Here is a 26,835-nt window from a genome sequence, read left to right on the forward strand (position 1 = left end):
AAAAGGAGTGAAGTTTGATGCATTATTCTGCGCAATATTTTATTGATAAATTAGGGTTAGATCAACATCCCGAGGGAGGATACTATATTTCTTCGTTTCGATCAACAGAGGAGATAGCTGTAAGAAATGTAACAAGACCAATTTATACAAGCATTTATTTTTTATTACAATCTCAGGATATTTCACATTTACACCGTTTAAAATCAGATGAACTTTGGTATTATCACGCTGGTAGCCCATTAACTGTTCATATGATTTACCCTGATGGTACATATGAGGCGAAAAAGTTAGGGTTAAATTTAGAAGCAGGTGAGGTTCCTCAAGTGGCAGTGCCAAAAGATACGATTTTTGGATCTTCCGTTGATGATGCAAATACATTTAGTTTAGTAGGCTGTATGGTAGCACCAGGGTTTGATTTTGAGGACTTTGAGCTATTTACACAAGGTGAACTGTTAGCTGATTATCCGCAACATGAGACAGTTATTCGTAAAATGGCATACGAAAAGATTGACTAACAATAGCAGTTACTTTATGTGAAAAATACTTAGCTATGCTAGCTGTTGTGATAAATAAAAGTTAGAAAGAACACTAGTTGATGGTAGCGAAGGCGGTGACTCCTGCGGGAACGCACGCAGCGTAAGACGCAACAGTCCGCGCGCAAGCGAGGGTTGCGGCTTACGGTGTGCCCGCGGAAAGCAACCGCCGTAGCGGACATCAACGGCATAGCAAAAAAGAGTTAGCGTGACTGCAGTCATGCTAACTCTTTTTCTCCTAGCATTTTTTTGAAATGAAGAAACATTAGCACCTACCACCAAATTTCTTCAGGGTAGTTTGCGTTGATTGGGATTTCGTGTAGTGCTTTTTTGGTCGTACTGGCGACTTCGATTAGCTGAGATTTTAGTACGGTGTATTCTTCATCCTCAAGCATTAAGCGAAGAGCAAAGGAGGCTAATTGCGCTTTACGTGCTTGTGTATTCAATTGTATGTATTCTAAATTTAGAACATCTACATACTGCGTGGCGTAACGGAATGTCAATGGACTTTTTGTATGAAGCATCCTTAAAAAAACTAAGTATTGATCATCGCTCAGCTCTTGCTCTAGGCAATCAGCAACCGCTGCTTGGAAATTACGAATAGTGGCGACATAACTATTCCAAGCAGAGGAATCGATTAGCTCCTGATGTAGACGAATAAAATCATTTAAGGCAATAGCTGTGAAAAGAATTTCAGGCCAGAGAACTTCCGCAGCGAAATAGACATTTTTGTTTGGAAAAATAATTTCATGTCGAGTAAGGATATTTTTGTTAAGCCCATTGCTCACAAATTCAAGTTGTTGCTCCCCCTGCAAGGCTTGACGAAGATTGTGACAAAAACCGAGGATGCGAAGACGTGCACCTTGGTAATCATAATATTTGTTTTCATCTCCAGTTACTTTATAAATAGCATGTATGAGCGTATCTAAATCCCAAAAATCACCGCTTATTCGTACACCTGTAAGCTGTTCAGTACTTTGAATGGAAAGCATCTCCCTATCCCCTCCAAATGCATTATTTTGCTGTGTAATTAAGTAGTTGGAATAATTCTGTCCGCTCTCTATCAGTTAAATCGCGCCATTGCCCAACCTTTAAATTTCCAAGTTTAATGTTCATAATTCGTACTCGTTGTAATCGTTTAACTGAATAGTCTAATGCTGAACACATACGACGAATTTGACGATTTAAGCCTTGTTCCAAAATAATTTTAAAAACTTTATCTGAAATTTTTTCAACTTGGCAAGGCAATGTTGTTGTATCTAAAATATCTACTCCTGCGCTCATTTTTTTTATGAATTGATCAGTGATCGGCTTATCCACTTGTACGATATATTCTTTTTCATGATGGTTTTCTGCACGTAAAATTTTATTAACAATATCGCCATCATTTGTTAGTAATAATAATCCCTCTGATTCCTTATCGAGTCGCCCGATATGGAAAATGCGTAGAGGGTGATTAACAAAATCAACGACATTTCCTTTGATATGGCGCTCTGTCGTACTTGTAATACCAACTGGTTTGTTTAAGGCGATATAAACGAGTTGTTCTTCTTTCTTTACCTCTTTTCCATCCACACAAACAATATCACCAGTCTCTACTTGGCTGCCAACAGTAGCAGGTAGACCATTAATCGTTATTTTACCTTCTTCAACCCATTTATCAGCACCTCGACGAGATACGATGCCTGTTTCACTTAAGTATTTGTTAATTCTCATATTGTTCTCCTATACATTTTATATTAGCTTAAGTATACCCTATCGATGTAATTACCGTGAATTCTATAAACTTTTCTACTAAAAATAAATATTATAAAAATTTATTTTAAAAAGTTGAAATAAACATTAATTTCTGACAATATATTGGGTAAGAGAGTCTCTATGAAAATATCGTTATTTCGATATTAAAATACGATTTTTCTAGAAAGTTCTCATTATTTTGTGTAAAGGGGAGAAGTAAAATGGTTTATGCATTTCCAAACACTGAAGGATCGGTAGTTCAATTCAAAGAGAGATATGATAATTACATTGGTGGAGAATGGACACCCCCAGTGAAAGGTCAATACTTCGATAATGTTACTCCTGTTACTGGACAAGTTTTTACACAAGCAGCACGTTCCTCTGCTGAGGATATTGAACTTGCACTTGATGCGGCACATGCAGCAAAAGATGCATGGGGACAAACATCCGCTACAGAGCGTGCTAACATTTTACTTAAAATTGCGGACCGTATTGAACAAAACTTAGAAAAGTTAGCCGTTGCCGAAACATGGGATAATGGTAAGGCGGTTCGTGAAACATTAAATGCAGATATCCCTCTAGCGATTGATCATTTCCGTTATTTTGCAGGTGCTTTACGTGCACAAGAAGGTGCGTTAAGTCAAATTGATAATGATACAGTTGCTTATCATTTCCATGAGCCAATTGGGGTAGTAGGTCAAATTATACCTTGGAACTTCCCAATATTAATGGCTGTTTGGAAACTAGCTCCTGCTCTTGCAGCTGGTAACTGTGTTGTATTAAAACCAGCAGAGCAAACGCCAGTTTCTATTATGGTGTTAGTGGAGCTAATTGGTGATTTATTGCCACCAGGCGTACTAAATGTTGTAAATGGTTTCGGTTTAGAAGCAGGGAAACCGCTTGCATCAAACCCGCGTATTGGTAAAATTGCCTTTACGGGTGAAACGACAACAGGTCGCTTAATTATGCAATATGCGTCACAAAACCTTATTCCAGTTACATTAGAATTGGGCGGAAAGTCACCAAATATTTTCTTCGAAGATATTATGGATGAAGATGATGCCTTTTTAGATAAAGCAGTAGAAGGCTTTGTACTATTTGCGCTTAACCAAGGCGAAGTATGTACGTGTCCTTCACGAGCATTAATTCAAGAATCTATTTACGATAAGTTTATGGAGCGTGTGTTACAACGTGTCGAAGCGATTCAAGTTGGAAATCCACTTGATCCGAATACGATGATGGGGGCACAGGCTTCAAGTGAGCAGATGGAAAAAATTCTGTCTTATTTAGATATTGGTAAGCAGGAAGGCGCTGAATGTCTAATTGGGGGCGAGAAAAATAATGTAGGTGAAGGCTTTGAAAATGGCTACTACATTAAACCAACTGTCTTTAAAGGGCATAATAAAATGCGTATATTCCAAGAAGAAATTTTTGGACCAGTTGTGGCAGTTACAACATTTAAAACAAAAGAAGAAGCATTAGAAATTGCGAATGATACATTATATGGACTAGGCTCTGGTATTTGGACGCGTGATATGAATACAGCATATCGCTTCGGTCGTGGTATTCAGGCAGGACGTGTTTGGACAAACTGCTACCATGCATACCCTGCACATGCAGCGTTTGGTGGCTACAAAATGTCAGGTATAGGCCGTGAAACGCACAAAATGATGTTATCGCATTACCAACAAACGAAAAACTTATTGGTGAGCTATAACGAAAATAAACTTGGTTTCTTCTAATCAGTGAGGAGGTGCTAGAGCGTGGTTGAACGTGTTTTAGCAACGGAAGAAGCGCTGGCACTAATTGAATTGTTAAAGGAAAAGCACGGACCAGTTATGTTTCATCAATCAGGCGGATGTTGCGATGGCTCGTCTCCCATGTGTTATCCTGATGGAGACTTAATATTAGGTGATCAGGATGTATGCTTAGGTAAGATTGGAGATACACCATTTTATATGCACAAAAACCAGTATGATTATTGGAAACATACGCAAATTATTTTAGACGTAGTGGATGGTAGAGGCGGTATGTTCTCGCTTGAAGGCGTTGAGGGTAAACGATTTTTAACAAGGTCTAGAGCTTTTTCTACAGAGGAACTAAAAGAGTTAGGCTTAATTAAATAGTTTAATGACAGCGGCAAAAGCTTTTTTGTCGCTGTTTTTTTATGCTAATTTTTTTGGAAAAGTAGTTGTAGGTTTACGTTATTTGGGGAGTTTCGCAATAATAAATAATGCTGTAATCGTTCTTGTAGGGTCTGGGTTAATAGTAATTTTCTGATTGTCCGTTCAATCATAATATAGCCCCCGTTCATCTTTGTTTATATTAATTAAACCATATAATACCTATTTACAAACATTAAATTATGTTTACTTTTTATGTTAATTATTACAAAACGATTGAATCTTTTCGACAGAATGTTACGTAAATAGTGAAAAAGAGTGTGTTGAACATGGATGTTGTTATAATTGAAAACCAATTTACACAAACTGTGGAGGCTGTATCGAAAATTGCAGGCTGGTTAGTAGATTGAGTTAAGCAAGGTAGGAGTGTAAAATAATTAAATATGAATAAATTATTATTGAATACTACAAATACCGAAGAATTAGAAAAACTACTACTCATAAATGTAATAGGTTTAATTGAGGCGTTAAAAAAAGATTTATTAACAATCGAAGAAACTGAAAAAGTTTTATTTAACCCTTATACTATGGATTTATTACAGTCTAAAGGAATTTCAAAAGAAATATTAGAAATTATTCATTTAGGCACTGAATTAGAAGATATAGTGAGTCTAATGTCTGAAAAATTATTTGAAAGTTTAAGCGAAATTGAATATGAAAGTATTGCTCAATTAGAACAAAGAAAAGCATATAAATTTCGAAATAAAGTTATTGAATCAATAAATTGATTCATTTGATTTTAAGTAGTAGTTGAAAGAGGACAATTGGTACTTCTCTAGAGCAGCTCGTTTTAACATGCTAAACGAGCTGCCTTTTCTATATTGTGTTATACAAAGATTAATTTTTAAATGAATAAAGCTCAGCTTCAGCAAATTGTTGATTTGTATCAAGAATTAAAGGGAATGAAATTGTTGAAGTGGCATCGCGAATTCGTATTATTTATGGCCGTGCAAATTGCTATCTATGATATGGCAAAAGTTCAACAATCTCTATCAATGGCCATTATGACTTCTATTGAATTACTAATACAAGCACAATAGGCTGTGATGATATCCACAGTTACAGCGGCCGCAATAGCGTCAAATTCGAGCACTTCATGATAAACTAAAGAGGAACAGATTATTTGGAGGTGTATTTGAAGATGAACGAAACAAAGCTTTGGATAAATGGACAGTGGCAAGATGCTAAGGAATCTTATGAATTAACGTCACCTTATAACGGTGAGGTGATTGCAAAGATAGCCAAGGCATCTGTTTCAGATGTTAAGCAAGCCATAGAAGGTGCCCAAGATGCATTTCTTTCATTTAAAAAAACAACCGCCTACGAACGTGCCGAAATTTTATATAAAGTAGTCGACATTATGCGACGTCGAAAAGACGAATTGGCGGAAATCTTAGCGCAAGAAGCGGGTAAACCTATATCAGCAGGTTTACCAGAAATTGAACGTACGATAGCGACTTATCAGTTTGCAGCAGAAGGTGCTAAGCAGGTGAAAGGTGAAACGGTACCGATGGATGCCGCACCAGGAGCTGGTGATCGAATTGGCTGGACAAAGCGTGAGCCATTAGGCGTTATTTCTGCTATTACTCCGTTTAATTTCCCTTTTAATTTAGTCGCACATAAATTAGGACCTGCCTTTGCGGTAGGGAATACAGTGGTGTTAAAGCCCGCAACACAAACACCACTTAGTGCCATTGTAATGGCGGAAATATTTAAGGAAGCTGGACTACCAGATGGTGCATTACAAATCGTTACAGGTAGTGGTGGCGAACTAAGCGATACACTCGTAACGCATCCATATGTGAAAAAGGTTACCTTTACTGGAAGTGGTAAAGTGGGATTAGGTATTAAAGAAAAAGTAGGATTACGAAAAGTAACATTAGAGCTAGGCTCAAATGCAGCAGTTATTGTAGAGCCATCGACACCAATTGATAAAATTATTGCGCGTTGTGTTAGCGGCGCTTTTAGCTTTGCTGGACAAGTATGTATTTCTTTACAACGCATTTATGTACATTCCTCGATTATAGATGTATTTACAAAGGAATTTGTAGCGCAAACTGAAAAGCTTGTTGTCGGTGATCCACTTGATAAAAACACAGATGTTAGCGCGATGATCAACCCAAATGAGGTTAGCCGAATTCGTGAATGGATTGAAGAAGCAAAAGCTCAAGGTGCAGTTGTTGCTACAGGTGGAACATTTACAGAACGTACATTAACACCGACAGTTATGACAAACGTAACTGCTGATATGAAAGTTGTTTGTCAGGAAACATTCGCGCCAATCGTCTCAATTGTTTCATATGAAACATTAGACGACGCAATTCGACTAGTGAATGAGTCGGAACTTGGCTTAAATGCAGGGATTTTTACGAATGTACTACCTGATGCCCTGTACGCAGCTGATGAATTGCAAGCAGGTGCTGTTATAATAAATGATATTCCGACATTCCGAGTAGATAACATGCCTTATGGCGGCATAAAAATGAGTGGCTATGGTCGAGAAGGTATTAAATGGGCGATTGAAGAAATGACCGATATGAAGTTTATTACGATGAAAAAAACCTTCTAAATTTGCATCAATTCTTTTTCTACGATACGATGACGAAAGAATAATACATGAAGGGAAGTTACAAGAACTATGACAACCAATGCTGTACCAATGAGCCAATCGCGTACACTTCAGACGCGTCTCGTGTTACCACCAGATACTAATAATCATAATTCCATTTTTGGTGGAAGAGTGTTAGCTTATATTGATGAAATTGCTGCAATTACAGCGATGAAGCATGCAAAAGGGCATGTTGTAACAGCTTCCATTGATTCTGTTGATTTTTTATCGGCAGCACATGTAGGTGATATTCTTGAAATTGAAAGTATTGTTTCATCCACAGGGCATTCATCTATGGAAGTCTATGTCCGCGTTATTTCTCGTAATATTGAAACAGGTGAGGAAAAGTTAACAACTGAATCATTTGTAACGATGGTTGCAGTAGATGATCATGGCAAACCAAAGGCTATTCCTGCAATTTACCCTGAAACGGATGCTGAAAAGCGCCTGTTTGAAACAGGTCCTGCTCGACGAGAGCATCGCAAACAAAAACGTGCTTTGGCACATTAATTAAATAACAAAAAGGAAATTGACACGATGCAGTCAATTTCCTTTTTTTAGTTTGTTATATATTTAATTCATTTACAACATTTATTAATGAGTCTGATGAAGAGGAAACGAGTGTGGCCCCTTGTGATAGCTCTGTAATTAAAGTAGAAATTGCTGAAATATCTCTTGCCGTGTTTACATATTGCTGTTGAATACCTGATACAGCATCCGCGATATCATTAAATGATTCAGACAAACTTGTTTGTGTATCAACGCTATGTTGGATTTTCTGGTCAACATTAACGACAGAACTTGCCATTGTTGAAATATTACTTTCTGTTTCTTTAATAAGGTGTGACACATTTTGCACAGCATTTTTTGTTTCTTCTGCAAGCTTACGGACTTCCTCGGCTACGACAGCAAAGCCTTTACCATGTTCACCAGCACGAGCAGCTTCAATTGAAGCATTAAGTGCTAATAAATTTGTTTGGTCAGCGATGCCTGTGACAAGCCCGACAATTTCAGAAATTTTTTGTGAAGATGTACGCAACTGGTTCATCGTCACTTCAAGGCCGTTGACACTTTGCAAAATATCGTGGATTAATTCATTTTGCTCTTTTAACTGATGCTGACCACGTTTAGATTTATCCTGTGTATCTGCAACGAAGTTTAATCCTTGTTTAGTTGCTACAGCGATATCATCTGTTTGAGAGGAGATGACTAAAAGGGAAGCGGCTGTTTCCTCGCTTATCGCATTTAACTCCTCGGCAGTACTTTGAATTGTAGTAACAAGTGCATGCTTTGTTTGATCTGCCACACTACGTATACGGTCTTCTTCCTTCTCGTATGCTTCAATAACGAGCTGTTGTTCGAAGTTAATGATTTTACAGAAGGCATTGATGGCACGTATAGCGTCATGCTTTGAAATATCTAAATCATTTGCAAAGCTTGTAAAAGTCGAAGTTAGTGATTGGAATGAAGCGATATACCATTTTGATTGGAGTCCTATTCGAACATGTGTCTCAGCGATTGCTTTTCTTTCTTTAATGTAGTCGTCATTGATGTGACTCTCGAAAATATCGCTTAAATGCTTATGTAAAGTCACCTTTAAACGATCAATTTGGGATGTTCTATTAATAATATCTAGTAAGTTTTGACTTAAGCTAATCGCTGCATAAAATTGATCGACCATTTCAGGAATAACATTTTTTACTAAAGGTTGTAATTGTTTAATGATTGCTAAATCTTCAGTTGTTAAGTCTAATAACTGTAATTGTTTTTGTAATTTAGGATAGTTTGAAACATCTAATTGTACATGTTGTTTAAATTCCTCAGGTGTAAGTGTAATTGAATAACCATAATTGTTCTTCTTTGTAAACCAACTCATTGTGTCTGCTCCATTCTTTATAAATCCATAATAATGATAGTAATTGAAGACTCTTTGTGTATTTATTGTTAGGTTTGTAAATTTGGTGAATATATGGTATTAAATCTATTCTACTATTTTTTGTACTATATTTGGTTAAAAATTTCCGATATTTCTATATTTTTTTATTATTTTTTTACTTGGGAAGCTGACATTAGTCGGATTACCTATGACACGCTAATTTTTCATGGCATTAGGGCAATTTGAATTTCAAGTAGGAAACCTGTAAAATACGAACTGTTTAGTTTTACAAAAAAATGCATGTGAGATAAAAATAGTATTGAGGAGGTATTACATGGAGAAAAAGCGTTTTAAGTTTGTAATTCCTGTGATGGTAATTGTAGCAATTGGCTCTGTTTATATGTTAACTAAATATTATGCAGATGTACCAGATCTAAACCAACTATTAATAACGATTTGTGCAACAATAGTATCGGGTGTGCTCGCATACTTCTTATTCCCGCAACAAGGTGAAAATAAAGTGGATGATCGAGGTCCATATTAATTCATCATCGAGACATGTAAGTAAATCCTTAATTTTTTATATGTTAAAAATCCGCGTTTGCCTTCTGAGGGCAAAGCATGAGTCAGGCTATTTGCCTAAGCATTTCGCTGACCTTCGTGCCTTATTTCTCCTTAGAAGTTTGCGCGGATTTTTTTGAAAGCTAGTAGGGTAGCTTAGCAGTTTATGGTTTAAATAGTTTGAACCAGCCTTTGTGTTTAAATAATGCTAACATAAATAGTCCAAGTAATAGCATAATACCAAGTACAATAAAGTAGCTGTAGCGCCCATGAAGTTCGGGCATATTATCGAAATTCATGCCGTAAACACCCGCAATAAACGTTAATGGGATAAAAATGGTGGAGACGATTGTCAACATCATCATAATGCCGTTCATACGGCTAGAGGTCATAGCCATATAACTATCGCGCATATCTGCTGTAAGCTCTCGATTAGATTCGACCATTTCTGTAAGCTTTGCTAAATGATCGTGGATATCACCGAAATAAGCTCTTTCCGACTTTTTCAGTGCAAAGCGATATGAGCTAAGTATTCGATACAATAAGTCACGCATTGGTAAAATAGTGCGCCGTAGATGGAGCAAATCACTACGGAATTCAAACACAATTTGCATTGCATTTACATTATTTTGATAAGTTAGTTCATCTTCAAGCGCATTTAAATGATCCTCGATTTTATATACAAGCGGGAAATAACTATCGACTATTTTATCGATTGTTTGATACGTCAGGAAAACGGCGCCTCGTTCCCAATACTTCGGCTGATCTTCTAAAAGCTTCTGAACCTTTTCAATCTCGGTTGTTTCGTTTTTGTGGAAAGTAACAATGAAATGGTCAGAAAGAAAAATATTTAATTCCTCAGCAATTAACGTTTCTTCATTTAATTTGTGAATAACGAAGAAATGATAGTCATCGTAAAAATCGAGTTTTGGTCGCTGTAGACGCATTAAGCAGTCTTCAATTGCAAGTGGATGAAAATGAAAAAATGTATCGAGCAAAAGTTCTTCTTCTGCAGTAGGGCAATTAAAATCTACCCAATACCACTCATAATCGTTTTGCTTAAGGTCTTCAAGTGGAAAGTCCTTAATTAATTGTTGATCTTTCGTCATAGCCATCGTGCGAATCACGGCAATCACCTCATATCTGTTTATCTCGTTTTAAGTACGTAAGAGGAGACATATCACCGTAAGATCATTACCTCATTTACTTATCGTACATTACTATATATTATAGGGATTCAAGTTACTCTTTATAGCATATCCAACCGCCGAATAGTGTTGTAGCAAAAAACCTCGAAGGCTGTGAAAAACCTGCCTGTTGTAAGAGCGTAACAATCGCCTCCTCACGAATAAATGAAAGTGAGCGAATAGATTGCTCCATAGTCGCTATTTCCGTGCTTGAAAGTTTTGTGTGCTGTTGCCAATATGCGCGCCATAGGTCAAATTGGAGCTCTGTTTCAGCGGAGTTAAGTTGTCCGTATTTAGAAACAAGAACAAATGGTGCACCAGAGTTTAAACGTTGTGCAATTTCTTTTAAGGTAGCAAGTTTCTCCTCGTAGGATTCAATAAAGTGGAGTACTAATATACAGCTCGCCGCATCAAAGTGCATTGCTGGAACCGATGCAGTTAGTATTGTGCCTTGTAGTAGAGAAATATCATTTGGTAATGATTGCAGACGGTTTTCTGCAATTTTCAACATTGCTTCAGACGGATCTATACCGACAAATGACCAATCGGGTCTATGCTCGGCTAACTGTATAATTTCATTACCACTACCTGAGCCTACAACTAAAAAACTTGCTTGCTCTTGCAGTGTGGATTGATAAAAAGCTTTCGTTAAACGTAGCATGGCATCGTAACTTGGTAATGTCCTTCTTATACCCTTTTCATATTCGTTCGCAAGCGTGTTATTAAATTCCATCTAGTATCACATACCTTTCAAAAAAGTTTTAAAAATTTAAGCAGCTTTTGAAACTATTTTGCGTATAGTTCCGTAAATAGAAGTATTAATCATAATGACACACCATAAAGGAAGGTTGATATATATGGAAACAAAATGGTCTAAGGTAATCATACATGCCAGTGCGTTTTTTGCGCCATTTTTAGTGCCGATTTTATTTTTCCTAATTAGTTCTGATGAAGAAGTGAAAAGTTTTTCGGTGCAAGCGCTATTGTTCCAAATCGTGATGGGCATATTGATTGTAATTGCTGGTATCCTATCATTTGTATTAATCGGTTTACCGTTCTTACTAATATTCATCGCTATGGTATACATCGTACCTATTATCGGAATCGTGAAGGCCTTTTCAGATGAACCTTGGCGTTATCCAATCGTTGGTCGCTGGGTATAATTTTTAACGACGCAAGTATATGCTATGAGCATATGCTTGCGTTTTTTCTTTAAGCAAAAAGGGTACATTATAGACAAGAACGAGTTATATTTTTAGCGGACAAGCATTTTCTTAGTAGTCCATGCGCTTTTTTACACACAACTAAAAGCACGTCATGATGAAGGCAATATGTCATATCCATGCGCTTTACACAAATCTTTGTGCGAAATAATTGCAATTATTTTCAAGCGTTTTGTATAATATACTCAAAGATAGTCAAAGATAGTCAAAGTCAGTGAGGTAAGCGAGGTGTATTCTTAAAGTGCGTAATATTTCAGACATCATAGAAGGCTACTTAAAGCAAGTACTTGAATTAGGTGGAGAAGGGCATATTGAAATCAAACGTAGTGAAATTGCTGATAAATTTCAATGTGTGCCCTCACAAATAAATTATGTAATCAATACAAGATTTACAGCCGAGCGGGGTTACCTCGTTGAAAGTAAACGGGGTGGCGGTGGATACATTCGTATTTTACGTGTCCGTGCAAACTCACAAATTGATCTAATAGATGATGTGCTCTTGCAAATTGAAGGAGGAGCCTCGCAAACGGTTGCAGAAGGTTTAGTATATCGTTTAATTGACGAGCAGGTAATTTCAAAGCGAGAAGCGAAATTAATGTTAGCAGCGGTTGATCGTTCGACTTTAGATTTACAACTACCTTTACGGGATAGCATTCGTGCGAAAATTTTGCGAGCGATGTTAACAACCATTAAATATGAAAAGCAAAAATAAAGAGGTGATGGAAATGATTTGCGAACATTGCAAGCAGCGCAATGCAACAGTAACTGTGACACAAGTACAAAATGGGCAGAAGATGGAACACCATTATTGCGATGTCTGTGCCTCACAGTTCCATCCGTTCCATGCAGAGTTTAAACAAGAGCCTGTATCGATTCAACAATTATTATCCAACTGGTTTGGCTCACCTACATGGCAAAAAGTCGGTGAAAAACAGCAAGCGCCACCTCAGCAACAAACATGTCCACAATGTGGATTTACGTATAAGCGATTTTTGAAAGAGGGTAAATTCGGTTGCCCTAGTTGTTATGACACATTTAGCGAGCATTTGCCAAAGCTGTTTAATCGGATTCAAGCTGGACCGCAGCATATCGGTAAAATGCCTGGTGCTCAAAACAATGTTTTTGTCATTAAAAAACAGATTGAAGATATTCGGAAACGCATGAAGGATGCGGTGGACGAGGAACAATTTGAGGAAGCTGCGAAGCTTCGTGACAAGGCAAAAGATCTTGAGCAGCAGCTACAATTCGAAGGTGGTGATGTGTCATGATGATTGAATCGTTTTTAGAGCGTGCTACACCTGCATGGATGGATATGGAGGATGACTATTCAGATATTGTCATTAGTACACGCATCCGCCTTGCTAGAAACTTAGATGGATTTCGTTTTCCTTTAGTGTTCTCGGAAAACGAGGCTTTACAGGTAGAGCAGGCTGTCACCCACGCAATACAGGACAGTTCCAAGCTTCAAGAAAGATATTCTTACTTTTCTATAAAAGATTTAACAACGTTACAACGACAAATTTTAGTTGAAAAGCATTTAATTAGTCCGCAGCTAGCAAAAAAAGAGCAAGTCGGCGCAATGTTGTTATCTGAGGATGAATCTATTTGTATTATGGTGAACGAAGAAGACCATTTACGCATTCAATGTATGACGGCAAGTTTTCAACTTCAGAAGGCATATGAGCAAGCAAATAAGATTGATCGAGCCCTAGAAGGAGCCTTGCCGTATGCGTTTCGTGATACTTTTGGATATTTAACAAGTTGTCCTACAAATATCGGCACGGGATTACGTGCTTCTGTAATGATGCACCTTCCTGCGCTTACATTGACAGGTCAGATGAACCAAATCATCAATGCCATGACTCGTTTAGGGATGACCGTTAGGGGTATATACGGTGAAGGTAGTGAGAATCTTGGAAATATTTATCAAGTGTCAAATCAGATTACATTAGGAAAAACAGAAGAAGACATTTTAGCAGACATCCAAAGTGTTGCAGAAAAAATTATTCAAAAAGAACGACAAGCAAGAAGTAAGCTAATGGAAAAAGCGGAACTTGCATTAGAAGATCGTGTATACAGAGCTTTAGGAACACTAACGCATGCTCGAATTTTAACAAGTGAAGAAGCTGCTACTTGCATATCAAATGTGCGTTTAGGGGTCGATTTGCAGATGATTGATAATATTAAAGCAACCTCTTTAAACGAGTGTGTTGTCAGCATGCAGCCAGGATTTCTACAGCACTATGCAGGAGAGGTTTTACCGCCTGCTGAGCGAGACAGAGCAAGAGCAAAAATGCTGCGAGAGGCATTATTTCTAGAAGTTAAGAGTAAGCCTATTATAGGGGGAAAAGGAGAGGATTCATATGATGTTTAATCGTTTTACACAACGCGCACAAAAAGTATTACAGCTTGCACAGGAAGAGGCAATTCGTTGGAAGCACGAATCAATAGGAACAGAGCATATTCTTTTAGGGCTTATTCGTGAAGGCGGTGGTATAGCTGCGAAAGCATTAGAAGCCATCGATATTAGCCCTCAAATGATTGAAGCAGGTATTGAAGAGCTAGTCGGTAAAGGAACTGAGGATGTTGGACCAATTGTTCACTACACGCCTCGTGCGAAAAAAGTTATTGAATTATCGGTTGATGAGTCGCGTAAATTAGGTCATTCCTATATTGGCACAGAACATTTACTATTAGCGCTTATTCGTGAAGGCGAAGGGGTAGCTGCTCGTGTATTAAACAATGCTGGTGTGGGCTTAAACAAAGCTCGTCAGCAAGTATTATTGTTGTTAGGTAATAATGACAATGCACAATCTGGACAACAGGCTACACAGGCTGCAAATACGCCTACATTAGATAGCTTAGCGCGTGATTTAACACAGATTGCTCGTGAAGGTTCACTAGACCCTGTTATTGGTCGAAGTAAAGAAATTACACGTGTGATTGAAGTGCTATCACGTCGTACGAAAAACAACCCTGTGCTTATTGGTGAACCAGGAGTAGGTAAAACGGCGATAGCAGAAGGCTTAGCGCAACAAATTATTAACAACGAGGTACCAGAAATTCTCCGCGACAAACGTGTTATGACGCTTGATATGGGGACAGTTGTTGCAGGTACTAAATATCGTGGTGAATTTGAGGATCGTTTGAAAAAGGTAATGGATGAAATTCGCCAAGCAGGCAATGTCATTTTATTCATTGATGAATTACACACGCTTATCGGTGCAGGTGGGGCAGAAGGTGCCATTGACGCTTCTAACATTTTAAAACCATCTTTAGCACGCGGTGAATTGCAATGTATTGGTGCGACAACATTAGATGAGTACCGCAAATACATTGAAAAAGATGCAGCTTTAGAGCGTCGTTTCCAGCCTATTCAAGTTGATGAGCCAACGGTTGAAGAAGCTATTCAAATTATTCACGGCTTACGTGATCGCTATGAGGCGCATCACCGTGTGAAAATTACAGATGAAGCAATCGAGGCAGCGGCAAAAATGGGTGATCGTTATATTTCAGACCGCTTCCTGCCTGATAAAGCAATCGACTTAATTGATGAAGCTGGTTCAAAAGTCCGCTTACGTTCATTCGCAGTGCCACCAAATTTAAAAGCATTGGAAGATAAACTTGAAAATGTGCGCTCTGAGAAAAATGCGGCTGTATCTGGTCAAGAATTTGAAAAGGCTGCGTCTTTAAGAGATACAGAGCAAAAGCTAAAAGACGAAATCGAAACAACGCGTAAAACATGGAAAGAAGAACAAGGTAAAGCCGAATCAAAAGTAACGGTAGACGATGTGGCAGCTGTCGTGTCGATGTGGACGGGAATTCCTGTTGCAAAAATTGCACATGAAGAATCATCTAAACTATTACAACTTGAGGAAGAATTACACAAACGAGTTGTTGGGCAAGGTGAGGCTGTTGAGGCAATCTCTCGTGCCATTAGACGCGCAAGAGCAGGTTTAAAAGATCCGAAGCGTCCAATTGGTTCATTTATTTTCCTTGGTCCTACAGGGGTCGGAAAAACAGAGCTTGCAAGAGCTCTTGCAGAAGTAATGTTTGGTGATGAAGATGCGATGATTCGCGTTGATATGTCCGAATATATGGAGAAACATTCGACTTCACGTTTAGTTGGTTCACCTCCAGGTTATGTAGGGTTTGATGATGGTGGTCAGCTGACAGAAAAAGTACGACGCAAACCATATTCTGTTGTGCTACTTGATGAAATTGAAAAAGCTCACCCAGATGTTTTCAATATTTTACTTCAAGTACTTGAAGATGGTCGTTTAACGGATTCTAAAGGACGTGTCGTTGATTTCCGCAATACGGTTGTCATTATGACTTCCAACGTCGGCGCAGACGCGTTAAAGTATCAGAAAAATCTTGGTTTCAGCTTAGGAAGCTCAGAGTCGAAGCACAAAGATATGAAGGGTACAATGCTAGAAGAACTGAAAAAAGCATTCCGTCCAGAATTTTTAAACCGTATCGACGAAATGATCGTGTTCCACTCACTAGAGAAAGAACACTTAAAAGAAATCGTATCAATGATGGCTAAGTCCTTAACAAAACGTCTACAGGAGCAGGATATTACGTTAGAGTTAACCGATGCTGCACTTAATAAAATTGCGGAGGAAGGCTATGATCCTCAATATGGTGCACGTCCATTACGTCGTGCATTGCAAAAACAAGTGGAAGACCGTCTATCGGAAGAACTGCTTAAAGGCAATGTAGAAAAAGGAAACCAAGTTGTAATCGATTATGCGAATGATGAATTCGTTGTTCAGAAAAAAGAGGGCGTTTCAATTTCTAAATAAGCAGGTCGTTACAAAGACAGCGAGGCCTATAGTGCCAAGCTGTCTTTTTTTATGTAAAATGAATATAAGAACAAATATTCGAGGTGGTACTATGGCGAAGAAAAAAACTAAATTTGTCTGTACGGGTTGTGGTTATGAATCTGCAAAATGGATGGGCCGTTGTCCAGGATGTGGAGAATGGAATAAGATGGTTGAAGAAGTGGAGGTCGTTGCAAAAGGTCCCCGTGGAGCATTCCAACATTCGGCGACAGTAACACAGAAGGCTATACCTATTATACAAGTGGAAGCAGCTGAGGAGTCTCGGGTAGCTACAGAAATGGGCGAGCTCAATCGGGTTTTAGGTGGAGGCATCGTGCCAGGTTCCCTTGTATTAATCGGTGGTGATCCTGGGATTGGGAAATCAACGCTTTTATTACAAGTATCAGCGTTGCTATCAAATAAAGGTCACCGTGTGCTGTATATCTCTGGTGAAGAATCTATTCGACAAACGAAATTGCGTGCAGAGCGTTTAGGAGTAATTTCACAAGAGCTTTATATTTATTCGGAGACGAATTTAGAGCTATTAAACCAAACAATAGAGGATGTACAGCCGAAGTTTGTTATCGTGGACTCCATACAAACAGTTTTCCATCCTGAGGTGACGAGTGCACCTGGTAGTGTCTCGCAAGTACGTGAATGTACAGCAGAGCTTATGCGAATTGCCAAAACGAAAGGCATTGCTATTTTCTTAGTAGGGCATGTAACGAAGGAAGGGCAAATTGCAGGGCCGCGTATATTAGAGCATATGGTGGATACAGTGCTGTATTTCGAAGGAGAGCGCCATCACAACCACCGTATTTTGCGGAGTCAGAAAAACCGCTTCGGTTCAACAAATGAAATTGCTATTTTTGAAATGCTTCAAGGTGGATTAAAGGAAGTATTGAATCCATCCGAGTTGTTTTTACAGGAGCGCTCACAAGGTGCGGCAGGCTCAACAATTGTGGCATCGATGGAGGGAACACGACCAATTTTAGTAGAAATTCAATCGCTTGTGACGCCGACGAGCTTCAATTATCCAAAACGTATGGCTACAGGCGTAGACCAAAACCGCGTGCAATTGCTGATGGCGGTGCTTGAAAAGCGGATGGGCCTCATGCTACAAGCACAGGATGCATATATTAAAGTTGCTGGCGGTGTGAAGCTAGATGAGCCTGCAATTGATCTAGCGGTGTTGACGAGTATTGTTTCTAGTTTTAAAGATCAGGCAGTGCGTGCTACAGACTGCTTTATTGGGGAAGTAGGTTTAACAGGAGAGGTTCGTCGTGTAACACGTATTGAACAGCGTGTAATTGAAGCAGCAAAACTAGGCTTTAAACGAGCGTTTATTCCAGCCTCTAATATTGGTGGCTGGGACTTCCCACAAGGCATCGAGATTGTTGGTGTAGAGACGATTAAGGATGCATTAAATGCCTGCTTTAGAGAACTATAAATAAAATAATAGTTTTCCAAAAAGAACACCAACATTTTTTAGCAGTGTAAAATTAGCGTCTAAGTGCCTGTGCGTGGAGGCTTTATTCTATAGTGGAACATTCTAAATGATGTAATTCAATAAATTAGTGCATGTTGGGATACCCTAGCATGCACTTTTCCTCCCCTATGACAGTAGTCATAAAATTTCATAAAATTGGCTAACAATTATTGTGGAAATAATGCATCTCTCTAGGCTTTAATAACGTCCTATAAAATGCAGTTAAAATAATAATGTTTTGATGGGCTCAAAAAAGATTTTCTACTGAAAAATATGTATAATCGATTATAAGAATTGGAGGTGACAGTATGAAAAAATTTATTCAAATTGCTTTTTTACTGATTGGAGGAGCTTTAGGCCTTGTTTTCTTACCGCCATTATACGAATTGCTTCATTTATCATCTAATCCTTGGCTTGATAATCCTTATGTATCAGTTGCTTTAGGGGCGCTTTTACTATTTACATTATCATTTGCATTTTCCGACTATTTCGTTCGGCTTATTAGCTGGATGGAAGAGGTACTATTTAAAGTACCTGTTGGAGATTTATTATTTGGTACGCTTGGGCTAATTATAGGACTTATCGTTGCCTATTTCCTAGGCTTTGCGATTGATAGTGTTCAGTTACCTGTTATTACAGAAGTAATACCAATTATCCTTTCGTTTGTGCTTGGATATTTGGGCTTCCGTGTAGGCTTTAAGAAGCGAGATGAGCTATTACAGTTATTTACATTGCGTGGACATAATGCGAAGAAAAAAGCAGCTGAAGGTATTGAAGTTCCAGAAATTCGTGGTAGTTATAAATTGCTAGATACGAGTGTTATTATAGACGGGCGTATAGCGGATATTTCAGAAACGGGCTTTATCGAAGGTGTCCTAGTGGTGCCGCAGTTTGTGCTAACGGAGCTTCAGCATATTGCAGATTCCTCAGATACATTAAAACGTACAAGAGGTCGCCGTGGTTTGGATATATTAAAAAAACTGCAAGATGAACGTATGACAAAAGTAGAGATTACCGAAGAAGATTTTGAAGATGTGCAGGAAGTCGATTTAAAACTTGTGCGTCTTGCAAAGAAAATGGGTAATGATACGCAAATTGTTACGAATGATTTCAACTTGAACAAAGTATGTGAGCTACACCAAGTGCAAGTGTTGAACATCAATGATTTGGCAAATGCGGTAAAACCAGTGGTGATTCCTGGTGAGGATATGCAGGTTGTCGTTATTAAAGATGGGAAAGAGCATAACCAAGGTGTCGCTTATTTGGATGATGGCACGATGATAGTTGTAGAAGGTGGCCGCAGTTATATAGGACAGGCGATTACAGTAACGGTAACGAGCGTGCTACAAACATCAGCAGGTCGTATGATTTTTGCCAAGCCAAAGGATGATTAGGAAGTGGGAAATGTGCAGTATGAAGTAGTACTTCCAGCAGCAGGTAGCGGGAAGCGAATGGGAGCAGGACAAAATAAATTATTTTTAGAGCTTTTAGGGAAACCAATTTTAATACACACATTGGAAGTATTTGAACAAGATGAAAACTGTACAGGAATTTGGCTTGCAGTGAAGCCAGAGGAGCGAGCATTTATTCGAGAAATGCTTGCGAGCTACGGCATCTCTAAAGTCAAGGGCTTGCCTGATGGTGGAGCAGAGCGTCAACATTCGGTTCATTCCTGCATGAAGGAAATGGAGCAAGTGGATATTGTTTTAGTGCATGATGCAGCACGTCCATTTATTACGCATGCTATTATTGCAAACCTTGTGCAAAGTGCTCATGATTTTGGTGCTGCTATTGCTGGTGTTCGTGCGAAGGATACGATGAAAAAAGTCCGTGACGGTATCATTGAAGAAACAGTGGATCGTGAAAGCCTGTGGATGATACAAACACCGCAAGCCTTCCGATTTGATTTGATTGTAGAGGCCGAAGATGTTGCCGAGAAAGTTGGCTTTTTAGGCACAGATGAGGCAATGCTAGTTGAACGTCTTGGTCATGCCGTTCATATCGTAGAGAGTACTTACGAGAATGTGAAGATGACAACTAAAGAAGATTTACTATTTGGTGAAGCAATTTTGCGTCGCCGAGTGGCGGAAACTTATTAAAAAAACTTTGAAATCTCATCAGTTGATTGTAGCTGATGGGATTTTTTTTAATAATCTTGACCAAACTATTAAAAACATTAAGTTTGTTGCGTATGTTAAGAGTATTGATCATGAGGTAGAGAGCTCAATTTCCTAGGAAATATGGTAAACTGTCTATAAATATAAAACATAAAGGCAGGTGAATGCTGTTACAATTATTTCAGTTGTAACGGCAGTATTGTATGTTTCGAGTAGGACAAGGTTTTGACGTACATGCTTTTGAAGAAGGGCGTCCACTAATTATTGGTGGTATTACAATTCCTCATGAAAAAGGTTTAGTAGGGCATTCGGATGCAGATGTATTATTACACACAGTAACTGACGCAGCACTTGGGGCAATAGGTGAAGGTGATATTGGGCGTCATTTTCCAGATACAGATCCTGAATGGAAAGATGCTGACTCAGCAAAGTTGCTAGAGTATATTTGGAAAATCGTTGAAGACAAAGGCTATGTGCTAGGCAATGTGGATTGCACGATTATGGCACAACGTCCAAAAATGGCACCATATATTGAACAGATGAGAAATCGTATTGCAACGCTATTAAACGCAGATGCATCACAAGTAAATGTCAAAGCTACAACTACTGAAAGATTGGGCTTTACTGGTCGAGAAGAAGGCATTGCATCGATGGCAACGATTTTATTGATAAAAAAATAAAAAATGGCGCGTGTTCAATTCCTATAGCACGCGCTACTTTTATTTCCTATACTACAGTGGTAAAATGAACAAAGTTAAAAAAGGTCGGAATTATTTTCAGACGAACATTAGGAGGCATTTAATTATGACGAAAGAAGTTCGCGTTCGTTACGCGCCATCACCAACAGGATTTTTACATATCGGTGGTGCACGTACAGCGTTATTCAACTATTTATATGCAAAACATCATAACGGTAAATTCATCGTGCGTATTGAAGATACGGATATTGAGCGTAATGTAGAAGGTGGAGAAGCGTCTCAGTTAGATAACTTAAAATGGTTAGGTATCGAATATGATGAATCAATCGATATCGGTGGTCCATATGCACCTTATCGTCAAATGGAACGCCTAGATATTTATAAAGAGCATGCTGAAAAGTTATTACAAGAAGGTAAAGCTTATAAATGTTTCTGTTCATCAGAAAAATTAGAAGCATCTCGTGAAGAACAAAAAGCTCGTGGCGTTGCAGCACCAACTTATGATGGTACTTGCCGTCATTTATCTGCGGAAGAAGTAGCGGCTAAAGAAGCGGCTGGTGAACAATATACGATTCGTATGCGTGTTCCTGAAAACGTAACATATGATTTTGACGATTTAGTGCGTGGACAAGTATCGTTCGAGTCAAAAGATGTGGGCGATTGGGTACTTGTGAAAGCAAATGGTATTCCAACATACAATTATGCGGTAGTATTAGATGATCATTTTATGGAAATCTCACACGTATTCCGTGGAGAAGAGCATTTATCAAATACACCAAAACAAATGATGATTTTTGATGCGTTTGGCTGGGAATATCCTCGCTTTGGACATATGACATTAATCATTAACGAAAACCGCAAAAAATTATCAAAACGTGATGAGTCAATTATTCAATTCGTAACACAATATAAAGACCTTGGTTATTTACCAGAAGCTATGTTCAATTTCTTCGCTTTACTAGGCTGGTCTCCTGAAGGGGAAGAAGAGATTTTCTCAAAAGAAGAATTTATTAAACTCTTTGATGAGAAACGTTTATCAAAATCGCCATCTATGTTTGATAAGCAAAAACTTACTTGGATGAATAATCAATACATCAAAAAATTATCTTTAGAAGAAGTAGTGGCTTTATCTTTACCACACTTACAAAAAGCTGGCTTATTACCAGAAGAGTTAACAGCAGAAGAGCATGCTTGGGCAACGGATTTAATCGCACTTTACCATGAGCAAATGAGCTTTGGTGCTGAAATTGTAGAGCTTTCTCGCCTATTCTTTAACGATCATATTGAATATGATGAGGAAGCAAAAGCAGTTTTAGCTGGTGAGCAAGTGCCAGAGGTAATGGCTGCATTTAAAGCACAACTTGAAAATTTAGAAGAATTTACACCTGAAGCTGTTAAAGCGGCTATCAAAGCTGTACAGAAAGAAACAGGTCATAAAGGTAAAAATTTATTTATGCCAATCCGTGTAGTGGCGACAGGTGAAACACATGGTCCAGAGCTTCCAAATGCTATTTGTTTAATCGGTAAAGAGAAAACAATTGACCGTGTAGAAAAATTCGCGAAATAATAGAAATTAATTGACAATCTGTTTCTTCGATGTAAAATGAATGTACATTGAGAAAGCGTTGATAAGGAGAAGTACGTGGCGCATGCTCTAAAGAGAGGACCATCACCGGCTGAAAGTGGTCTGAGCCAAGGCAAAACCGAAATGCACCTTTGAGCATAGAGCTGAACATAAGTAGGCTTTATCGAATCGTTCCCGTTATAGGACGTCCAAAGTGGAAGGCTTGTGCCTTCAATCAGAGTGGAACCGCGCAAATTCAGCGTCTCTGTCATTCCTTTTTAGGAATGATAGGGGCGCTTTTTATTATTTTTTTATGATTTTCAAGTGTTAGATGGAAAAGGGAAATCATTACTAATAACAAATAGGTTTAAAAGAAATTTTTGCTTGGGGTTATTGTAAGGTTTGAAATAACGTAGTTGAGTCGCAAACACACATTGAATCAAAAAGGGGGAGTTTTTGATGTTTAAAAGAATAAAGGAAGATGTAGAGACAATTTTTGAAAATGATCCAGCAGCGCGCAGTGTACTTGAAGTTGTGTTAACATATTCAGGTCTGCATGCTACATGGGCACATCGTGTTGCACACTGGTTTTTTAAAAGACGTTTTTATTTTATCGCACGTGTGATTTCACAAGTAAGTCGCTTCTTTACAGGAATTGAAATACACCCTGGTGCTAAAATTGGTCGTCGATTCTTTATTGACCACGGCATGGGCGTTGTTATAGGGGAAACGTGTGAGATAGGTGATAATGTAACACTTTATCAAGGTGTAACGCTTGGTGGTACAGGGAAAGAAAAAGGCAAACGCCATCCGACATTAGAAGATAATGTGTTAGTTGCCACTGGTGCAAAAGTATTAGGTTCTATTACAATTGGTGAGAATAGTAAAATTGGTGCGGGTTCAGTCGTCTTAAAAGAAGTACCACCAAATTCTACTGTAGTCGGTATCCCTGGTAAAGTAGTAATGAGAGATGGGGTTCGTTTGGAGAAAAAACTAGACCATCAAAATATTCCTGACCCAGTAGAGGAACGTTGTCAAGGTTTCGAAAAGCAAATAGCAGCATTGCAAAAAGAAATCGGACGCTTACAAAAGGAGAGAGAAACACAATGAGTATTCAAATTTTTAACTCATTAACAAGACAAAAAGAAACTTTCGTACCGCTAGAAGAAGGAAAAGTGAAAATGTATGTTTGCGGTCCGACTGTTTATAACTATATTCATATTGGGAATTCACGTCCTGTCATTGTGTACGATACGGTACGACGATATTTTCAATATAAAGGCTACGATGTGAAATTTGTATCAAATTTCACAGATGTGGACGATAAAATTATTAAAGCAGCAAATGAACTTGGTGAAGAAGTGCATGAGCTTACAGACCGTTTTATTGCTGCTTATTTTGAGGATGTTACTGCATTAGGATGCAAAAAGGCAGATGTACACCCTCGTGTCACAGATCATATGGATGACATTATTGAATTTATTAAAGTGTTAATCGAAAAAGGATATGCGTATGAATCTGCAGGTGATGTTTATTACCGAACTCGGAAATTTAATGGCTACGGTAAGCTTTCACATCAATCGGTGGACGATTTAAAAATCGGCGCACGTATCGAAGCAGGCGAGAAAAAAGACGATGCATTAGATTTTGCTTTATGGAAAGCGGCAAAACCAGGTGAGATATATTGGGAAAGTCCTTGGGGCAACGGACGTCCAGGCTGGCATATTGAATGCTCTGTTATGGCACGTGAGCATTTAGGTGATACAATTGATATACATGCAGGTGGTCAAGATTTAACATTCCCGCACCATGAAAATGAAATTGCACAATCTGAAGCGCATAACGATACAACATTTGCGCGCTACTGGATGCATAATGGATATATTAATATTGATAATGAAAAAATGTCTAAATCCCTTGGTAATTTTGTACTTGTAAACGATATTCGTAAACAAATCGATCCGCAAATTTTACGTTTCTTTATGTTATCTGTACATTATCGTCACCCAATTAACTTTGCTAAAGATTTGGTAGATGCTGCTGCTACTGGTTTAGAGCGCATTCGTACTTCCTACAATAACGTTAAGTACCGCCTGTCTGCTACTGCTAGTCTAGGTGATCACTCGGATGAATGGCTCCAACAAATCGCTACACAAAAAGCGCAATTTGAAGAAGCGATGGATGATGATTTCAATACAGCAAATGCTATTTCAGTATTATTTGAATTAGCTCGTATTGCTAATATTTATTTGAATGAAACAAATACTGATGAAAAAGTTTTAGTCACTTTTGTTGAAACTTTTGAGGTATTAGGTGACGTCTTAGGTATTGAATTTGCAAAAGAAGTTGAACTGCTAGACGAAGAGATTGAAGCACTTTTGCAAGAACGCGTTGAAGCACGTAAAAACCGTGACTTTGCTCGTTCAGATGAAATCCGCGACCATTTACAGGCGCAAGGTATCATTTTAGAGGATACACGCCAAGGGACAAGATGGAAACGAGGGTAAGTAACTTGGATAAACTCCGAAATGAAGATGTTAAGCAATTAAATGCATTAGCGCTCGCATATATGGGAGATGCGGTTTTAGAACAAAAGGTCCGCGAGTATTTACTACGTAGTGGCCGTGTAAAGCCGAATACACTCCATAGAGAAGCAACACATTATGTCTCAGCAAAGGCACAGTCTACGATTGTACATCGAATGATGGATGAAAACTATTTAACAGAGCAGGAATTGGCGGTGTTCCGACGTGGACGCAATGCCAAGTCCGGTTCTGTTCCGAAAAATACCGATGTCCAAACATACCGAAATAGCTCTGGCTTTGAGGCGGTACTTGGAAGCTTGTACTTACTAGGTGAACTAGAACGCGTTTATGACATCATTGCATACGCTATTCAAATAATCGAGGAATTAAAAGGAGTGTCAAAATAATGGCAGAACAAAATGGTGAAATTATTGCCGGTAAAAACCCAGTGTTAGAAGCACTTCGTTCAGGCCGCGATATGAATAAAGTATGGATTGCAGAAGGTGTTAAAAAATCAGGGGTCAATGAACTGCTTGATTTGGCGCGAGAACGTGGCATCATTGTTCAATTCGTACCGAAGAAAAAGGTCGATCAATTATCAGATGCTAATCATCAAGGAATTGTTGCTTCTGTTGCAGCGTATAGCTATGCGGAAATAGATGATTTATTTGCAGCGGCACAAAAAAAACAAGAAGATCCGTTTTTCTTAATATTAGATGAGTTAGAAGACCCGCATAATTTAGGCTCTATTATGCGTACAGCAGATGCAATTGGTGTACATGGTATTATTATTCCAAAGCGTCGCTCAGTAAGTTTAACAGCGGTTGTGGCGAAGGCTTCTACAGGAGCGATTGAGCATGTACCTGTCGTGCGTGTTAATAACCTGGCCCAAACAGTTGATGAATTAAAAGAGCGTGGCGTATGGATTGCTGGTACAGATGCAAAAGGTTCTGCGGATTATCGAAAAATGGATGCAACCTTACCACTTGCCATTATTATTGGTAGTGAGGGTAAAGGAATGGGGCGCCTGTTAAAAGAGAAATGTGACTTTTTATATCATCTACCTATGGTCGGGCATGTCACATCATTAAATGCTTCTGTAGCTGCCGCACTTTTAATGTACGAAGTGTATCGTAAACGTCAAGAAGCGAATGAGTAACGATGAAAAACATTTTGCTTGTTGACGGCTATAATATGATTGGAGCTTGGAAAGAGCTACGTCCATTACGTGACACAAATTTTGAAGATGCACGTAAGCGATTAATTGAGCTTATGGCTGAATACAAAGCGGCGATAGGGTGGCGCGTAATTGTAGTTTTTGACGCCCATCTTGTGCCTGGTGTGGAACAATCTTATATAGAGAATGGTGTCGAAATCATTTATACAAGGAAAAATGAAACAGCAGATGAACGCATTGAAAAGATGACACATGAACTTAAGGCAAGACATGTACAAATTCATGTTGCGACTTCCGATATGGCAGAGCAAAGTGTTATTTTTGGTAATGGTGCACTACGCAAATCGGCAAGAGAGCTTGAAATTGATATGAGCATTATTCAGCATAAAATTTCTCATGATGTAAAACGAAAGCAAGATAGCAAGCCACCTTCGCGCATTGAACTGAAGCCGGATGTGGCACTTGCATTCGAAAAGTGGCGTCGAGGATTAAAATGATTGATTGACGCATATTTTCCAATTCCGTTATACT

28 protein-coding genes, 1 pseudogene and 1 other annotated feature are annotated in these 26,835 nt (G+C 38.6%); of the genes and pseudogenes, 23 read left to right on the forward strand and 6 right to left on the reverse strand.

Features of this window, described 5'->3' with window-relative positions; genetic code table 11:
* Positions 1 to 17: 17 nt before the first annotated feature.
* On the forward strand, positions 18 to 515 hold the full coding sequence (locus JNUCC52_RS14375) for a cupin domain-containing protein (protein WP_337980209.1): 498 nt from the start codon (positions 18 to 20) through the stop codon (positions 513 to 515).
* Between the two features lie 290 nt (positions 516 to 805).
* On the opposite strand, the gene JNUCC52_RS14380 is transcribed toward JNUCC52_RS14375, so the two are convergent.
* Complete coding sequence (locus JNUCC52_RS14380; RefSeq protein WP_173479232.1) at positions 806 to 1,525, reverse strand: DUF6904 family protein; 720 nt, start codon at positions 1,523 to 1,525, stop codon at positions 806 to 808.
* 22 nt (positions 1,526 to 1,547) lie between these two features.
* Positions 1,548 to 2,249, reverse strand: coding sequence for a 23S rRNA pseudouridine(2604) synthase RluF (rluF, locus tag JNUCC52_RS14385; protein ID WP_337980210.1), 702 nt, complete (start codon positions 2,247 to 2,249; stop codon positions 1,548 to 1,550).
* 242 nt (positions 2,250 to 2,491) lie between these two features.
* Here rluF and adh point away from each other — a divergent pair, with 242 nt between their 5' ends.
* From adh to JNUCC52_RS14415, 6 genes are all read left to right on the forward strand, one after another.
* Positions 2,492 to 4,012, forward strand: a complete 1,521-nt coding sequence (gene adh / locus JNUCC52_RS14390; RefSeq protein ID WP_337980211.1) for an aldehyde dehydrogenase — start codon at positions 2,492 to 2,494, stop codon at positions 4,010 to 4,012.
* A 21-nt stretch (positions 4,013 to 4,033) separates the two neighbouring features.
* A complete protein-coding gene (locus JNUCC52_RS14395) occupies positions 4,034 to 4,396 on the forward strand; it encodes a DUF779 domain-containing protein (protein ID WP_173479235.1) in 363 nt (120 codons plus the stop codon).
* Positions 4,397 to 4,836: 440 nt separating this feature from the next.
* On the forward strand, positions 4,837 to 5,181 hold the full coding sequence (locus tag JNUCC52_RS14400; RefSeq protein WP_173479236.1) for a DUF3969 family protein: 345 nt from the start codon (positions 4,837 to 4,839) through the stop codon (positions 5,179 to 5,181).
* A 120-nt stretch (positions 5,182 to 5,301) separates the two neighbouring features.
* Positions 5,302 to 5,493 (forward strand): DUF4003 domain-containing protein, encoded by a 192-nt coding sequence (locus JNUCC52_RS14405; RefSeq protein WP_228134203.1) that lies wholly within the window; start codon positions 5,302 to 5,304, stop codon positions 5,491 to 5,493.
* Between the two features lie 101 nt (positions 5,494 to 5,594).
* The gene (locus JNUCC52_RS14410) at positions 5,595 to 7,022 is read left to right on the forward strand and encodes an aldehyde dehydrogenase family protein (RefSeq protein WP_173479237.1); all 1,428 of its coding nucleotides are present in this window, start codon (positions 5,595 to 5,597) and stop codon (positions 7,020 to 7,022) included.
* A 69-nt stretch (positions 7,023 to 7,091) separates the two neighbouring features.
* Positions 7,092 to 7,571, forward strand: a complete 480-nt coding sequence (locus JNUCC52_RS14415) for an acyl-CoA thioesterase (protein ID WP_173479238.1) — start codon at positions 7,092 to 7,094, stop codon at positions 7,569 to 7,571.
* A gap of 55 nt (positions 7,572 to 7,626) precedes the next feature.
* On the opposite strand, the gene JNUCC52_RS23200 is transcribed toward JNUCC52_RS14415, so the two are convergent.
* Both JNUCC52_RS23200 and JNUCC52_RS23205 read right to left on the reverse strand, forming a co-directional pair.
* A complete protein-coding gene (locus tag JNUCC52_RS23200; protein WP_443136924.1) occupies positions 7,627 to 8,367 on the reverse strand; it encodes a methyl-accepting chemotaxis protein in 741 nt (246 codons plus the stop codon).
* A gap of 72 nt (positions 8,368 to 8,439) precedes the next feature.
* A pseudogene (locus tag JNUCC52_RS23205) lies at positions 8,440 to 8,937 on the reverse strand (protoglobin family protein); the annotation flags it as partial.
* A gap of 334 nt (positions 8,938 to 9,271) precedes the next feature.
* On the opposite strand from JNUCC52_RS23205, the gene JNUCC52_RS14425 reads away from it, so the two are divergent.
* Entirely contained in the window at positions 9,272 to 9,481 is a 210-nt protein-coding gene (locus JNUCC52_RS14425; protein ID WP_139860492.1) for a hypothetical protein, read from the forward strand.
* A 181-nt stretch (positions 9,482 to 9,662) separates the two neighbouring features.
* Here JNUCC52_RS14425 and corA read toward each other — a convergent pair whose 3' ends face one another.
* Together corA and JNUCC52_RS14435 are read right to left on the reverse strand one after the other, a co-directional pair.
* The gene (gene corA / locus JNUCC52_RS14430; protein WP_139860491.1) at positions 9,663 to 10,625 is read right to left on the reverse strand and encodes a magnesium/cobalt transporter CorA; all 963 of its coding nucleotides are present in this window, start codon (positions 10,623 to 10,625) and stop codon (positions 9,663 to 9,665) included.
* Positions 10,626 to 10,740: 115 nt separating this feature from the next.
* Positions 10,741 to 11,418: a class I SAM-dependent methyltransferase gene (locus tag JNUCC52_RS14435; RefSeq protein WP_337980212.1), complete on the reverse strand. Its 678-nt coding sequence runs from the start codon at positions 11,416 to 11,418 to the stop codon at positions 10,741 to 10,743.
* A 124-nt stretch (positions 11,419 to 11,542) separates the two neighbouring features.
* On the opposite strand from JNUCC52_RS14435, the gene JNUCC52_RS14440 reads away from it, so the two are divergent.
* From JNUCC52_RS14440 to JNUCC52_RS14510, 15 genes are all read left to right on the forward strand, one after another.
* A complete protein-coding gene (locus JNUCC52_RS14440) occupies positions 11,543 to 11,848 on the forward strand; it encodes a DUF4870 domain-containing protein (RefSeq protein WP_139860488.1) in 306 nt (101 codons plus the stop codon).
* A 301-nt stretch (positions 11,849 to 12,149) separates the two neighbouring features.
* Positions 12,150 to 12,620 carry a CtsR family transcriptional regulator gene (locus tag JNUCC52_RS14445; protein ID WP_337980213.1) on the forward strand — a complete coding sequence of 157 codons (471 nt, stop codon included), beginning with the start codon at positions 12,150 to 12,152 and terminating at the stop codon, positions 12,618 to 12,620.
* Between the two features lie 13 nt (positions 12,621 to 12,633).
* Positions 12,634 to 13,176, forward strand: a complete 543-nt coding sequence (locus JNUCC52_RS14450; RefSeq protein ID WP_173479274.1) for a UvrB/UvrC motif-containing protein — start codon at positions 12,634 to 12,636, stop codon at positions 13,174 to 13,176.
* Complete coding sequence (mcsB, locus tag JNUCC52_RS14455) at positions 13,173 to 14,282, forward strand: protein-arginine kinase McsB (protein WP_173479241.1); 1,110 nt, start codon at positions 13,173 to 13,175, stop codon at positions 14,280 to 14,282. The genes JNUCC52_RS14450 and mcsB overlap by 4 nt, the downstream gene beginning before the upstream one ends.
* The gene (locus tag JNUCC52_RS14460) at positions 14,272 to 16,716 is read left to right on the forward strand and encodes an ATP-dependent Clp protease ATP-binding subunit (protein WP_173479242.1); all 2,445 of its coding nucleotides are present in this window, start codon (positions 14,272 to 14,274) and stop codon (positions 16,714 to 16,716) included. Before mcsB ends, JNUCC52_RS14460 begins: the two co-directional genes overlap by 11 nt.
* Before the next feature lie 91 nt (positions 16,717 to 16,807).
* Positions 16,808 to 18,184: a DNA repair protein RadA gene (gene radA / locus JNUCC52_RS14465; protein WP_173479243.1), complete on the forward strand. Its 1,377-nt coding sequence runs from the start codon at positions 16,808 to 16,810 to the stop codon at positions 18,182 to 18,184.
* A gap of 347 nt (positions 18,185 to 18,531) precedes the next feature.
* A complete protein-coding gene (locus JNUCC52_RS14470; RefSeq protein ID WP_337980214.1) occupies positions 18,532 to 19,617 on the forward strand; it encodes a PIN/TRAM domain-containing protein in 1,086 nt (361 codons plus the stop codon).
* 12 nt (positions 19,618 to 19,629) lie between these two features.
* Complete coding sequence (gene ispD / locus JNUCC52_RS14475) at positions 19,630 to 20,322, forward strand: 2-C-methyl-D-erythritol 4-phosphate cytidylyltransferase (protein ID WP_337980215.1); 693 nt, start codon at positions 19,630 to 19,632, stop codon at positions 20,320 to 20,322.
* A gap of 221 nt (positions 20,323 to 20,543) precedes the next feature.
* Positions 20,544 to 21,020, forward strand: coding sequence for a 2-C-methyl-D-erythritol 2,4-cyclodiphosphate synthase (gene ispF, locus JNUCC52_RS14480; RefSeq protein WP_024364393.1), 477 nt, complete (start codon positions 20,544 to 20,546; stop codon positions 21,018 to 21,020).
* A gap of 124 nt (positions 21,021 to 21,144) precedes the next feature.
* Complete coding sequence (gene gltX / locus JNUCC52_RS14485) at positions 21,145 to 22,605, forward strand: glutamate--tRNA ligase (RefSeq protein ID WP_217270327.1); 1,461 nt, start codon at positions 21,145 to 21,147, stop codon at positions 22,603 to 22,605.
* A gap of 49 nt (positions 22,606 to 22,654) precedes the next feature.
* Positions 22,655 to 22,872 (forward strand) — a binding site (T-box leader).
* Between the two features lie 189 nt (positions 22,873 to 23,061).
* Positions 23,062 to 23,712: a serine O-acetyltransferase EpsC gene (gene epsC, locus JNUCC52_RS14490; RefSeq protein ID WP_139859448.1), complete on the forward strand. Its 651-nt coding sequence runs from the start codon at positions 23,062 to 23,064 to the stop codon at positions 23,710 to 23,712.
* A complete protein-coding gene (gene cysS / locus JNUCC52_RS14495) occupies positions 23,709 to 25,109 on the forward strand; it encodes a cysteine--tRNA ligase (protein ID WP_173479246.1) in 1,401 nt (466 codons plus the stop codon). The genes epsC and cysS overlap by 4 nt, the downstream gene beginning before the upstream one ends.
* Positions 25,110 to 25,114: 5 nt before the next feature.
* Positions 25,115 to 25,534: a Mini-ribonuclease 3 gene (locus tag JNUCC52_RS14500; RefSeq protein WP_139859444.1), complete on the forward strand. Its 420-nt coding sequence runs from the start codon at positions 25,115 to 25,117 to the stop codon at positions 25,532 to 25,534.
* Positions 25,534 to 26,286, forward strand: a complete 753-nt coding sequence (gene rlmB, locus JNUCC52_RS14505; protein WP_139859443.1) for a 23S rRNA (guanosine(2251)-2'-O)-methyltransferase RlmB — start codon at positions 25,534 to 25,536, stop codon at positions 26,284 to 26,286. Before JNUCC52_RS14500 ends, rlmB begins: the two co-directional genes overlap by 1 nt.
* A gap of 2 nt (positions 26,287 to 26,288) precedes the next feature.
* Complete coding sequence (locus tag JNUCC52_RS14510; RefSeq protein WP_139859441.1) at positions 26,289 to 26,801, forward strand: NYN domain-containing protein; 513 nt, start codon at positions 26,289 to 26,291, stop codon at positions 26,799 to 26,801.
* Positions 26,802 to 26,835 lie beyond the last annotated feature (34 nt).

It is taken from the genome of Lysinibacillus sp. JNUCC-52 (assembly GCF_015999545.1).
GTDB lineage: Bacteria > Bacillota > Bacilli > Bacillales_A > Planococcaceae > Lysinibacillus.